This is a genomic window from Mesorhizobium sp. M0563 (assembly GCF_040321065.1).
Taxonomy (GTDB): Bacteria; Pseudomonadota; Alphaproteobacteria; order Rhizobiales; family Rhizobiaceae; genus Mesorhizobium.
In genome coordinates this window covers 18,765-31,504 of the sequence record NZ_JAMYQV010000019.1, presented here as the reverse complement: position 1 = coordinate 31,504, position 12,740 = coordinate 18,765, and the positions used below count along the sequence as shown (strand labels likewise).

10 protein-coding genes and 1 pseudogene are annotated in these 12,740 nt (G+C 60.6%); 7 read left to right on the top strand and 4 right to left on the bottom strand.

Translation table 11 applies throughout. The features are described from left to right. Positions 1-9 precede the first annotated feature (9 nt). Positions 10-528, bottom strand: coding sequence for a CAP domain-containing protein (locus tag NKI50_RS22400; RefSeq protein ID WP_023717111.1), 519 nt, complete (start codon positions 526-528; stop codon positions 10-12). Between the two features lie 213 nt (positions 529-741). On the opposite strand from NKI50_RS22400, the gene NKI50_RS22395 reads away from it, so the two are divergent. The 5 genes from NKI50_RS22395 (at position 742) to NKI50_RS22375 (ending at position 7,062) form a co-directional block, all read left to right on the top strand. Beyond that, entirely contained in the window at positions 742-1,503 is a 762-nt protein-coding gene (locus tag NKI50_RS22395; RefSeq protein WP_023717112.1) for a Tll0287-like domain-containing protein, read from the top strand. Continuing rightward, a complete protein-coding gene (locus NKI50_RS22390) occupies positions 1,500-4,286 on the top strand; it encodes an ATP-binding response regulator (RefSeq protein ID WP_023717113.1) in 2,787 nt (928 codons plus the stop codon). Before NKI50_RS22395 ends, NKI50_RS22390 begins: the two co-directional genes overlap by 4 nt. A gap of 2 nt (positions 4,287-4,288) precedes the next feature. Next, positions 4,289-4,660 carry a response regulator gene (locus tag NKI50_RS22385; RefSeq protein WP_023717114.1) on the top strand — a complete coding sequence of 124 codons (372 nt, stop codon included), beginning with the start codon at positions 4,289-4,291 and terminating at the stop codon, positions 4,658-4,660. Between the two features lie 24 nt (positions 4,661-4,684). After that, positions 4,685-6,250 (top strand): adenylate/guanylate cyclase domain-containing protein, encoded by a 1,566-nt coding sequence (locus tag NKI50_RS22380; protein ID WP_023717115.1) that lies wholly within the window; start codon positions 4,685-4,687, stop codon positions 6,248-6,250. A gap of 113 nt (positions 6,251-6,363) precedes the next feature. Further along, positions 6,364-7,062 (top strand): superoxide dismutase, encoded by a 699-nt coding sequence (locus tag NKI50_RS22375; RefSeq protein ID WP_084642425.1) that lies wholly within the window; start codon positions 6,364-6,366, stop codon positions 7,060-7,062. A 483-nt stretch (positions 7,063-7,545) separates the two neighbouring features. Here NKI50_RS22375 and NKI50_RS22370 read toward each other — a convergent pair whose 3' ends face one another. Further along, positions 7,546-7,911, bottom strand: a complete 366-nt coding sequence (locus tag NKI50_RS22370; protein WP_023717117.1) for a winged helix-turn-helix transcriptional regulator — start codon at positions 7,909-7,911, stop codon at positions 7,546-7,548. 90 nt (positions 7,912-8,001) lie between these two features. Between NKI50_RS22370 and NKI50_RS22365 the strand changes: the two genes are divergently transcribed. Then, entirely contained in the window at positions 8,002-8,724 is a 723-nt protein-coding gene (locus tag NKI50_RS22365; RefSeq protein WP_352717586.1) for a glutathione S-transferase family protein, read from the top strand. A gap of 143 nt (positions 8,725-8,867) precedes the next feature. Continuing rightward, entirely contained in the window at positions 8,868-9,692 is an 825-nt protein-coding gene (locus NKI50_RS22360; RefSeq protein ID WP_023717118.1) for a DUF2189 domain-containing protein, read from the top strand. Between the two features lie 6 nt (positions 9,693-9,698). Here the strand turns inward: NKI50_RS22360 and NKI50_RS22355 are convergent, their stop codons facing one another. Then, the gene (locus NKI50_RS22355; protein WP_023717119.1) at positions 9,699-10,331 is read right to left on the bottom strand and encodes a LysE family translocator; all 633 of its coding nucleotides are present in this window, start codon (positions 10,329-10,331) and stop codon (positions 9,699-9,701) included. A gap of 120 nt (positions 10,332-10,451) precedes the next feature. Further along, a pseudogene (locus NKI50_RS22350) lies at positions 10,452-12,419 on the bottom strand (TadE/TadG family type IV pilus assembly protein). Between the last annotated feature and the right edge of the window lie 321 nt (positions 12,420-12,740).

The following is a 12,740-nucleotide window of genomic DNA, read 5'->3' as shown; positions in this document are numbered from 1 at the left end:
GAAACCGTGCTATCTTCCGAGCACAAGGCACCAGTAGCGAAGCGTGTTGTCGCGGCCGTCGCGTACATAGGCGAGGCCGAAGCGGGTGAAGCGCGGGTCTAGCATGTTGCGGCGGTGGCCTGGCGAATGCACCCAGATATCGAACAGCTTCTGCTGGTCGAAGCGGCCTTCGGCGATGTTCTCGGCGGCGGCGCCGGCAATGCCATTGTCTTTGACGCGCGAGGCAAAGTCCTTGCCCCAGCCGGTGGTGTGATTCATGCGGCCGCGGCGCGCCATGTAGCCGGCCTGCTGCAAGGCCGCCTGTTCGAGACGAGGATCGGCGACAAGCGGTCCAAGACCGGCTGAGGCCCGAATGCCGCTCAGGGTGCCGGCCGCGGAAGCAGAGACACCGGCGCCTTCGCCGGTGGGCAGCACGGCGGTTGCGCAGGCGGCGAGCCCGGCAAGGGCGCCAAGGCCGGCAGCTCTGAGCAGCATGCGCCTGTTCAGGCTTGGTTTGCCTTCATAATTTTCAATTCTCGCAACGGTCATGCCCGCCTGACATAGCGGTGATCATGGCTTTTGCCGGGCAGGCGATTAGAATCTCGCTCAAGCCGACCCACAGCGCAACAAAAAGGGCCGAGCTCGCGGGTCGCAAGTCGCCCAGACTGTTCGTTGCGGAACCAGCAAAGTTTGCCGCTGGGTCCCCGCCTTTTATCGTGTTATGCTAATATACCCTAAAGGCCGTCCTTGAAGGGAACGGAAATGTCCGCCATGTCAACGTTGACCCGGACTTTCATTGCCGCTGTTCTTGTCGGCTGCGCACTCGTCGTGTCGTCTGCCATCGGAGCGGGAGTTACCGAGGATGTCGTGACGGGAACGCGACTCGCGGAATTGCTCCGTGCGGGGCGAAGCATCATCTCGAACTATCAGACGCTCATCAATGATCCTGCTCTTGGCGACAAGCACCTCGACGGTGAGCGCATTACGAGAGAAGCCATCGCCGCATACTCAAAACACACCGGCCACGACCCGCTTTCGGGCGGATTGACCGAGCGCGACCGGCGTCTGCTTGAGGCCCAGATTGAGGCGATGCGAGAGGTGGTGGACGAACAGCAAGATAACATCAACCGCGCGGGAACCGCTTTCAAAGGCTTCGTGCCGGCGGTGTTTGCGCGTCTGATGAATGACAAGTTCGCTGCCAAGGCCGGCAACGAAGCTCGGGTGCGCGTGACCGCGCCAGAGCAACTCGTGCGCAACCGCAAATCGCTTCCGGACGCATGGGAAGCACGGATCATCGAAAGCGTCTTGCTGGATCCGCAGAGAGCAAAGGGAGAAGCCTACACGGAAGTCACCGAGGCGGATGGACGCCCTGCATTTCGAATGCTGCTGCCCGAATACTATACTGGCTCGTGTCTTTCCTGCCACGGCGAGCCGAAGGGCGAGATCGACGTGACAGGATACCCAAAGGAGGGCGGCAAAGCGGGCGATCTGGGAGGCGCGATAAGCATCGTCTTGTTCAAATGAGCGCTTTGGAACAATCACCGCACCGCGTGGAAACGGTATCGGCGCCGGCGAGGCCCTTTGCGCGTCCCTTTGCCCATCTACCGATTTCGGCCCGCATAGCTGCGCTGACAGCGGCCGGCCTTATCAGCCTCATCGTATCGTCAATCTTTCTCACACAGGCACTTTATCGCAGTGCAGATCGAACTGCGGAGACCAAAGCATTTTTCGACGCCGCGTCCACTGCGGCTGCGGCGCACGCAACATTCGGCGAATTGCGATACTGGCTGACTGATCTGTCGGTTAGCTTGTTGATGAATTCCCAGCGTAATGCCGAGCAGGCGCGCGAGCGACTACTGGCACATCTGGACCGCCTTTCGAAATCATCACCGGATGCGGTCAGGGAAATCCGCGTTGAGATGGATGCCTATGTCAAAACAGCGCTAGAGGCGGCAGACAGCTATACTCAAGACAACCGCATCATCGGCAACACTCTCCTCGCCGAGGCGCGTACCCACAGCGCAAACGTGGATGCTGCGCTTAACAAACTCGTCGACCGAGCGAGCGCCGAGGCAGAAGCCGCTCGCAACGAGGTCGTAACGGAAACCCAGAAAACGGCGACTACTGCTGCTGTTCTGGTGGCCATCGTGGTGATGATCGGTTCGCTTCTCACCATCCTTGTTCTTCGCTCGATCGTCGGACCGTTGCGGCGGCTGAACCGGGTAATCGGAAATCTGACGGAAGGACGCTACGACGTCGAAATACAGGCAGAGGGAGGGGACGAGCTCGGCGCGATGGCGCGGACGCTTCGGCTTTTCCGGGCGAGCGCAATTGCAAAGCAACGACTGGAGGATGAGGCGGAGCGGCAAAGACGGACGATCGGAGCGGCACTCGAGGCGATTTCTGACGGATTTGTCCTGTTCGATTCGGAGGACAAGGTCCTTCTTGCCAACAGCAAATACTGCGAAATCTTTCCCGACAATGACCGAGCTACTCTGCCGGGGCAAAGCCTTCAGGATATTCTGAAAAGACGCTTGGCGAGCGGGCACGTCGACCTTGAGGGCGCGTCGCCGGAGGAATGGATTGCGAAGAGGCTGCGCATCCAGAAGGATCCGGCAGGCTTCGTCCACGAGGGTCGCTTTGGAGAACGCTGGGTCCGCGTCAGCAAACGAAAGACCCCTGACGGCGGGACCGTCGCCGTTTACACCGACATCACGGAACTGAAGCAGAGAGAGGTCGAACTCGAGCGGGCCAAGAGTCATGCTGAAGCGGCAAATGAGGCCAAGAGCAGCTTCCTCGCGTCCATGAGCCACGAGCTGCGCACTCCACTGAACGCGATCATTGGCTACAGCGAGATGCTGATCGAAGAGGCGAGCGACCAGCAAATGAATGAGTTCGTGCCAGATGTGGAAAAGATCGCCGGGGCCGGTCGCCATCTCCTCGCGCTCATTAACGACATCCTCGATCTGTCGAAGATCGAGGCAAATAAGATGGCAAATTTCCTGGAGACTTTCGACGTCGCCGACTTGTTGCGCGATGTCCAGGCCACAGTCGCGCCACTGATGGCGAAAAACCGAAACAGTTTCGTTATGGACCTCGCGGGCGACCTCGGGAAGATGCATTCGGACCAGACGAAGTTGCGTCAGAACCTCTTCAATCTCCTCAGTAACGCAGCCAAGTTCACCGAGGGGGGCCGTGTAACACTGGCGATTCGACGCGAGAGGAGATCGGACGGCGACTGGCTGATATTCACAGTGTCCGACACCGGGATCGGGATGACGCCAAAGCAGCAAGAACGGCTCTTTGATGCTTTTACGCAGGCAGACGCCTCCACCACTCGCAACTACGGCGGGACGGGATTGGGCCTCAGCATAACCCGGAGTTTCTGCCGCATGATCGGAGGCGTTGTAACCGTTAAAAGCGAGTTCGGAAAAGGCTCGACTTTCACAATGGAGATTCCAGCCGAGTGCGACGAAGAACCTGGCGAGCAGAAACCCGCCGAGCCGCTGTCGTCGAGGCCCTCGGAGCAGGCGGTTCTGATCATAGATGACGAACCAGCCGCCCGAACTCTCATCGCCAGGTCCTTGGCTGAGGCGGGACTGGCATCAATCGAAGCAGCAAGCGGCGAGGAAGGCATAGCCGCGGCGCGAGCGCATCGCCCGGCCGCAATCGTTCTCGACATCATCATGCCGCATCAGGACGGCTGGTCAGTGCTGCGCTCACTGAAGGGCGATAAGGAGCTCTGCGAGATTCCGGTAATCCTTGCGACGATACTTGCAGATCGCGAACTCGGCCTCTCACTCGGTGCGGTCGAATACCTCACGAAGCCGATCGACACCCAGAAGCTTATACGAACAATAGAGGCTTGCGGCGGCGGCAACCGCGATGTGCTTGTTATTGACGACGATCAAGCCTCCCGCGACTTCCTTCGGCGTATCCTGATCAAGAAGGATTGGCGGGTTCACGAGGCAAGCGATGGCCTGCGCGGCCTCAAGCTGATGAAGCGGTTGTTACCGCGTCTGGTCCTGCTTGATCTGCTGATGCCCGAAATGGACGGGTTCCAGACCCTGAACGAGATGCAGCAGGTGCCCGAGCTTCAGAACATTCCGGTCGTCGTCGTGACTTCCAAGGATTTATCGGCGGACGAGCTCAAGTGGCTTCGCGACAGGGCGGTCGCGGTTGTAATCAAGGGCGCAAATAGTCGGTCTCAGTTGGTCGAGGCCCTCGAGCGCCAGATCTTCCCACTTGGGTCGACAGGTGCCAGCATTGCCGATCGCGGAACCACCCCCATGGCTGAAGGAAGCTAAAGATGACGAGGATCCTTCTCGTAGAAGACAACGAATTGAACCGCGACATGCTTTTGCGGCGGTTGTCACGGCGTGGGTTCGAAGTCCTCATTGCGGAAAACGGACAGTCGGGCGTGGAACTCACCGTTTCGGAAAGGCCCGATCTCATCCTCATGGATATGAGCTTGCCGGTCATGGACGGGTGGGAGGCGACCCGGCGGATCAAGGCTGATCCGGCCACCTCCGGGATCCCGATCATTGCGCTTTCTGCGCACGCGATGGCCAACGATCGCGAAATGGCACTCGAGGCAGGCTGCGATGACTACGATAGCAAGCCGGTGGACCTGTCGCGACTTGTCCAGAAAATTGAACAATTGCTTGCCGCGAATCGATGAGGCGCGGACCGACGGTTTGAAAATATGCCTGCTAAGAACAAGTTCCAACGCCATGCGATCGCCGTCCATCTGGCGCAACAGCTCGCCGGACCGGCGCGGGCAATCTCAGGATTTCAGGAGTTGCTAACCGAGCAGGTGCAGGATCTCGGTCTGGGCCACATGAGACCGGATCTAGAGAAGGTTGGCGCCGCTGCTTGCGAATTGAGTAGCCTGATCGACAGCTTGATCCACGGCAAAGCGGACAATCAGAACCGGGCAGGGGTCGAGATCGAGGCGAAACTGCGCCACGACTTGCGAACGCCGCTCAACGCCATCATCGGCTATTCCGAAATGATTCGTGAAGAAGCCGAAGAATTGCACGAATACGCGCTGGAAGAGGATGTCAGGGTGATGCTCGCCGCGGCGGCTGAGTTGCTGGCGCATGTCGATGCGATTGCCGGCCTCTCGCGCGCACCCGACAGCGAGGAACCGCGGACCACGGATCAGGCTGAGATCGATGTGGCAGGGCTCGAACGGGCACTGATCAAGGCAGAGCACGACGCAAGCTCCGGTCACGGTGGCCGCATACTTGTCGTCGACGACATCACCAGCAACCGCGGTCTCCTCTCGCGCCGCTTGCAACGTGACGGTCATCAGGTAGTCACTGCCGAGTCCGGTCCGTCGGCGCTGACTCACCTCGCGGAACACGAGTTCGACCTGGTTCTGCTGGACGTCCTAATGCCGGACATGAACGGCATCGAGGTGCTCTCGCGATTGAAAGCGGAGCGCCGATGGCGGCATATCCCTGTCATCATGATATCGGGGTTGGACGAAGTGGACGCGGTGGTCCGCTGCATCGAGGCAGGGGCCGACGACTACTTGCCTAAACCTTTCAATCCGGTCCTGCTGCGCGCCCGGATCAACTCGAGTTTGGAGAAGAAACGTTGGCTCGACCGCGAGCACCAGTATCTTCAGCGGATCGAGGCGGAGAAGCGGCGGGCTGACTCGCTTCTCCATGCGATCCTGCCCGGTCAGATCGTGGCACGGCTGCAACGGGGCGAAGAGTTCATTGCCGACCGGTTCGATGAAGTGACCATTCTTTTTGCCGATATTGTCGGTTTCTCGAGCATAGCGGCAAGGTTGCCGCCGTCGGACCTGATCAAACGCCTCGACGGGCTATTCAGCACGTTCGACGTCTTGGCGGAGAAGCATGCCGTGGAGAAAATCAAGACCATCGGAGACGCCTATATGGCTGCGGGCGGTGTTCCGGAACCGGCAGCTGACCATGCCGACAGGATCGTGGCACTGGGGAAATCCATGCTGGACGCGTTGAAGCCCTTAGCGTGGGGCAACGATGGTTTTCGGATCCGCATTGGCGTGCACACGGGACCGGTGATCGCGGGCCTGATCGGCCGGCATCGGTTCGTCTACGACGTCTGGGGCGAAACCGTGAATATTGCAAGCCGGCTCGAGTCCCAGGGCGTGGCCGACCGCATGCAGATTTCGGAGGCAACCAAGCAGGCCCTGCACACCTCCTGGAAGCTCGAACCGCGCTGTAATGTAGAACTGGCAGGTGTCGGCAGGATTGAAACCTATCTCGTTCAACACTGATCGGAACAATGGCTAACCCTCAGGGAATTTCGCGAAGCGATGCTTGGAGTCGCGACACCTCGTAAACGAACAGCATGCAGCATTGGCGTTCCACTTTCACCCGGAGCTACACCATGAACAGGCGTCAGAGTCTTCTATTTCTCGCAGGAGCATCGGCCGCGGCAGCCAACACAACCCTGTTGGGCGCCGCGGCCTTTGCGCAGGAGACCCAACCCTTCAAGCTCCCACCGCTCGGCTACGCGAACAACGCATTAGAGCCGCACATCGACGCGACCACGATGATGATCCATCACGACCGCCATCACGCCGCTTATGTGAATGCCTGCAATCAACTCGTGCCGCTTTGGCCCGAGCTCGCCAGCACGCCGATGGAGGCTATTCTGGCAGATCTGGGCAAGGTCCCGGAAGGCGTGCGCAACAATCTTGGGGGACATTGGAATCACACTCACTTCTGGGAGCTGATGACTCCCGGGGGCCCCAACCAGCCCGGTGGCGACCTCAACGCCGCCATAAGCAGCACCTTCGGCAGCTATGCGGGCCTGACCGAAAAGCTCACGGCGGTTGGCCTTGGCCGCTTTGGCTCCGGCTGGGTATGGCTTGTCGTGAACAAGGACAAGAAGCTCGACATCGTCAGCACAGCCAACCAGGACACGCCGCTCGAGCTAGGGGCGCGTCCGGTGATTGGCGTCGACGTCTGGGAACACGCCTATTATCTCAAGTATCAGAACCGCCGCGCCGACTACCTCAAGGAATGGTGGCGCGTGGTGAACTGGGACAAGGCCCTCGCCAACTTCAAGAAGTCGACCGGCTGAGGGGGCCGCAGATCGCGACGCCTCGTCCCTTCAGCCGCAGCAGCCGGCCGCGTTCGTGGTCACAGCTGTTTTTTTCAGCGTCTCGCGCGAATACCGAGCGGTTCGCCGGCTGGGGTAGCGCCTTCGGTTCAGACATCCCGGTTGCCAATTTCCGCGACTGGCTTGTCTGTCGTGTTCACACCTTTGATATGCCCCAAGCTGTGACCGAAGGGCAGCAACGGGTCCGAGACGCGACCTTCGCGGCATCATTGGCAAAGGTCCGCAAGTGGCGCAAACCAGCCCACGCTATGCTGGACGCGAAGGTCAGCTTTTTGGCCCAATCATCCCGAAAGCGGATCTCCGCTTCCGGCCCAAACGCGACGTTAGAGTATCTGCTCGGCAATGACAGCTTCTGGCGCTGTCCGTGCATTCCGATATTCGGCCGGATCCTATCCAAAGCGGTTGTCCAGCCTCGGATAGCAAGCGTCAGATTTTCACGATCGGCTAGGCCGCTGTGTCTAGCCTCGTTTCCGGCATCGGTGGAGCCTGGCCGACCCGGTCGTCCCCGGTATGTTCCCACCATCTGCCCAAGGCCTCGATGAGCGGCACAAGCTTGAGACCGGGCGTCGTGAGGTCGTAATCCACGCGTAGCGGATAGCCGGCATGCGCCGTTCGCCGCACAATCCCGGCGTCCTCCAGCTTGCGCAGTTCGAGAGCCAGAATGCGGTGCGACACGGTCGGGTTGTCACGCCTCAGATCGCTGAAGCGCTTGGTGCCGTCCTTGAGATAGTAGAGCAGCAAGGTGGGCCAGCGACCGCTGAGCACACGGATGGTCTCTTCGATCGGGCAGCGTGAGACGACATCTTTCATGGGGGGACCTGGTTACAGAATAGTGCGTAATTTACATGGGGCGACCAGCGTTTAGGGTCAAGTTTCGCTGCGCAGCGTAATCCCTAAATTATGGAAGAGACAAAGAAATGGAACCTATCCTCCCTTTATGGCTTCCCGCTGGGAAGTTCGATGGGGCTCGTCGCTGCATTTGAACGCGTCGGACAGCCCTACCGCCTGTGTCGAGTCGACATGCTCACTGAAATGAAGAACGACGCCTATGCCAGCATCAACGGCCATCAGGAAACGCCGGTGTTGATCACCGACGAAGGCAGGGTGCTCACCGAGACCATGGCGATTGCCGCTTGGCTCGAAGCCCGCGATACGCAACGTCGTATCAGCTTTGAGCCTCGCTCGCCGGAAGCCGACCGGATGCACCAGCTGATGGCTTTCGTGAACACCGGCTTCACCGCCGCTTTCACCCCGCTCTGGGCCGCATATGAAATGGAATCGGCCGAGCCGGTGCTGCTGGCAACCTTGCGTGACTTTGGCCGCAAGGTCGTTACCAACCGCCATGACCAGCTCGAGGCGATGATCCTCGACACGGATTTCCTGGTCGGCGACCGGCTGACGCTTGCCGATACCACGCTGATCGGCGTGGCGCGCTGGGCGGAGTTCCACAAGGCGGTCGACGGCGCAGCTTATCCCAAGCTGGCGGCGTTGCGCCGCCGGATCGAAAGCGATCCGGACGTGCGATTTGCGCAGGCCATCGAGGATGGTGAAAAGCCGGCCGGGTCAGGCGCTTGCCTCGGTCACGTGCGGCTGGCCGAGGTGATCGATCGCTTCGCGGCCTAATCTGTTCGTTCAGCCGCCCGGCGCCCTGGCGCCGGGTGGTGGCGACAAGCGCGCCGAGATCGGCTATCATATCGCCGTTCTTGAAGTGGCAGCTGCGGGCGGCCATCCTGGCGGTGACCGCCCCGACACACGGGAGAAAGGTTATGGCTGGCTTTCATGTCATGGCGGACGCGCGTGGAATGCATGTACAGCCCAGGGTGCGCCGCATCAGCACCGAGGATCTGATCGATGCGCTCCGTCTCGGCGTAGAGGATTTCTGGGCCAAGCCGTCGCATTATGTGTTCCTGTGCCTGATCTATCCGGTGGTCGGCCTGATCCTGACGCAGTGGACGTCGGGCTCGAATGCCATCCAGCTCATCTATCCGCTGATGTCCGGCTTCGCTTTGGTCGGTCCGTTCGCCGCTATCGGCCTTTACGAAATCAGCCGTCGGCGCGAGTTCGGCATGGATACATCCTGGTGGCATGCGCTCGACGTGCGCCACTCGCCGGCGCTGCCCGCGATTGCGGTCATCGGCATCATGCTGCTGGTACTGTTCCTGCTCTGGCTGTTCACCGCGCAATCGATCTACACCAGCCTGTACGGCAATCAGCCTCCGACCTCTATCGTCGGCTTTATTCGCGAGGTGCTGACGACCAGCAAGGGCTGGACACTGATCCTGCTCGGCAACCTGGCCGGGTTCGCCTTCGCCGCGATCGTGCTGGCGACGACTGTCGTCGCCTTTCCGCTGCTGCTCGACCGCGATGTCGGCGCGGTCTCGGCAGTCGAGACGTCGGCGCGCGCAGTTATGACAAACCCGCTGCAGATGGCGCTGTGGGGCCTGATGGTCGCCGTGCTCCTGGTCATCGGCTCGATCCCGCTATTTGCCGGGCTTGCCGTCGTCATGCCCGTCCTTGGCCACGCGACCTGGCATCTCTACCGCAGGGTGGTCGAACCGGAGCGGGCACAGCAGGTCAGACGGCCGATGTAGGCCCGATCAGCGTTGCGCATCGGTTGCCATCTTGACGGCCAGCGCGGTCAGCACCGTGCCCATCATCCAGCGCTGGATCACCAGCCATAGCGGCCGCCCGGCGAGGAAGATGGCGATCGAGCCGGCCGTCACCGCGATGATGGCGTTGACGGTCAGGCTGATGGCGACCTGCGTGGCACCGAGCACCAGAAGCTGCGACAGCACGTGGCCCTTGCCGGGGCTGATGAACTGCGGCAGCAGCGACAGATAGAGCACTGCCACCTTCGGGTTGAGCAGGTTGGTCATCAGGCCCATGGCGAACAGCCTGCGCGGCCTGTCCTTAGGCAGTTCGCGGATCTGGAAGGGCGAGCGCCCGCCGGGCTTCACCGCTTGCCAGGCAAGCCACAGCAGATAAAGCGCGCCGGCAAGGCGCAGCACGTCATAGGCGAAGGGCACCGCGAGCAGCAGCGCGGTGATACCGAACGCCGCCGACAGCACGTAGAATAAAAAACCGAGCGCCACGCCGCCCAGCGAAATCAGCCCGGCCTTCGGCCCTTGCGACAGCGAGCGCGAGATCAGATAGATCATGTTCGGGCCGGGCGTCAGCACCATGCCGAGGCAGACCAGCGCGAAGGCGAGATGGTTGGCGGGTTCAGGCAAGAGCGTATCTCCGGATGGGGACACTCACCACATGCTTCCCCCACCGCAAGGCATGAGGGCAGGAGCCTTTGCGCCAGCGCGCTGCGCCCCTCTGCCTTTACGTCGCCAATCCCATCGCCTTCAGCCGACGATGCGCAGGTTCGACAATTCGTTGGCGATTTCCTTGAAATTGTCGGACAGCGTCGCGCCCGTCGCATTCCAGAACAGCTTGGCCGGCTTGCTCGGGTCGGCCGGATCCTTGCGGAAGCGCGAATCCGAGGAACACGCCTTCAGCGCATCGATCGCCTTCTTGTCGCCGGCATCTGTGGGCGACAGGTCGAGCGCCACCGTCATCACCAGAATGTTCGAATTCTTTGCATTGGCGCAGAGCGTTTTCATCTGCTCGTCGAGTGCTGCCGTGTAGTTGGCACCGGTATAGGTCGTCTTGCCGATATCGGTGCTGGTATTCATGAACAGGCGGGTCACGCTTCCAGATCCCGGATAGGTCAGGCCAGTGTAGCCGTAGGCGGCGTAGGTCGACCTGTTGTTGGCGTAGCTGCCGTCGCTGACGGCGCTATAGGTATTGGCTCCGTCGGTCAGCACCACGACCACCTTGTCGTTGCCCCTCTCGCTGTTCGGCCGGCCATCGGTGAACGGTGGGTTGCTCGATACCGTTCGCCAGCCCCAGGCAAGTCCCTCCGGTACGTTGGTATTGCCGTTCGGCGCCATGGCGTCGATGGCGTCCTTGATCTCCTGCTTCTCGGCGTCCTGGCTGACGTCCTTCAACGGCGTGATCGGGTTGGTGGTGCAGGAGGAATTCGGCCCATCGCCCGCGGCTGCGGATTGCGAACCGTACGGTTTTATCAGGAAATATTTGCGCATGTCAGACTGTCGCTGCGAAGCGGTAGGACCGGCGACATAGGGCCAATCGGCCCACCAGTTGTTGCCGTAATTGTAAGACGTGCTGATGACGTCGTTGATGCCGTCACGGTTGAAATCGAGCCACAGAGTGCCAGCCTCATCCGGGGCGAACATCGGCACGAAAAGCGTGGCCGGCGCGGCTGTGTCGGGCGTGATGTCGTCGACATTGTAGGGATATGGCCGTGCCTCGACGCAACCTTGCCAGCTCGCATAGCGGCTCGTCGTATAGATATATTCCGGTGCGCTCCAATGGCCGTACTGGCAGGTGGCCGTTCTTCTTGTATGTGTCGCAGACATATTGCTTCGAATTGGGTACCTCTTCGCGGCCCGATTCGACCGTCATGTCGGCGTAGAGGCTGAAACGCGTCAGCGGCTGGTCCTTGGTCTCGCCCCAGCCGGTGCCGCGCTTGTACCAGATGCCATTGAGCTTCTCGGCATATTTGTCCGGATTGTTGGCTGCACTCATCGTCGTCCAGTCGAAATCTTCATGCTGGATCGGGGAGATGCCGTCCTGATCCATCCAGCCGTCTTGATCGTGGGTAGGGCCGATATTGACCGAGGCCGCAAACGGCACGAGAGAAAATTGCACCGGTTTGGTGATCTGCTTCATCTGCTGCGCCTGAAGCGCCAGCGTATCGACAAGCTGCTTGGCGGCCGACTTCAGCAGGTCTATTCGCTTCTCGCCGGTGCCGGAGCCGAGATCGCTCATCGAGCCGGAATTGTCGAGCACAAGCGCGACTTCGAGGGTGTTCTTGAGGCGGAGTTCCGAACATTCGGTGAAGGTCGTGTCGCTTGCCGTGCCGCCGACCAGCAGGCTGGCGGCCGGGAGAAAATAGGGGTGGAAGGTGAGGCTGGCGCAGAGCTTCAAGGTGCCGCCGCCGGCATTGTTGTTGGCAGCGTGACGGTCAGCGCTGTGTTCGCCGGGTCGATACGTGCGAGATTGGTTTCGAAAAATGTCTTGGCGTAGGCCTTGACGTCGTCGTCGCTGGCGCCGGCGACGATCTGCTGGGCGGCGGCGAGGCCGGCCGCATCAAGTGCGTTCAGCGTTTCGTGCTTTTGGCGCAGCAACTCCCCGTAATCGACACTGAGCGCCAGACCGGCCATCAGCGGCACAATGGTGATTGCAGTCATTAAGGAGTAGTTGCCACGTCTGTCGTGTCGGAATTTTCCGATTATTGCCTTCAGCATTCCCGCCCCGCCCTATTTTTCCCGGACGATGCCACGCATTTTTAAATTTCCGATTGCTAAAATACGTCCAAGGTCGGTACGGTTTTTCAATCCCCGTTAACCACACGTCCGCAATCGGCAATGCCGCTCCGCGCTCTCCACGGCAAAGTCCCTAAAAGCGGATAAGGCGCTGGAAAAGAAAAGCTTTCGCCATCACGTCCCCGCCGGCGCCCCGGGCGGCAATCTTGCGGGCACAACGAAAGCTGGTGACAGAGCGAAGCGCTTCGGTTAATCCGGGCCGGCCGCTACGGACCGTCGGTCGCGGCGCTTGCAAGCATCATG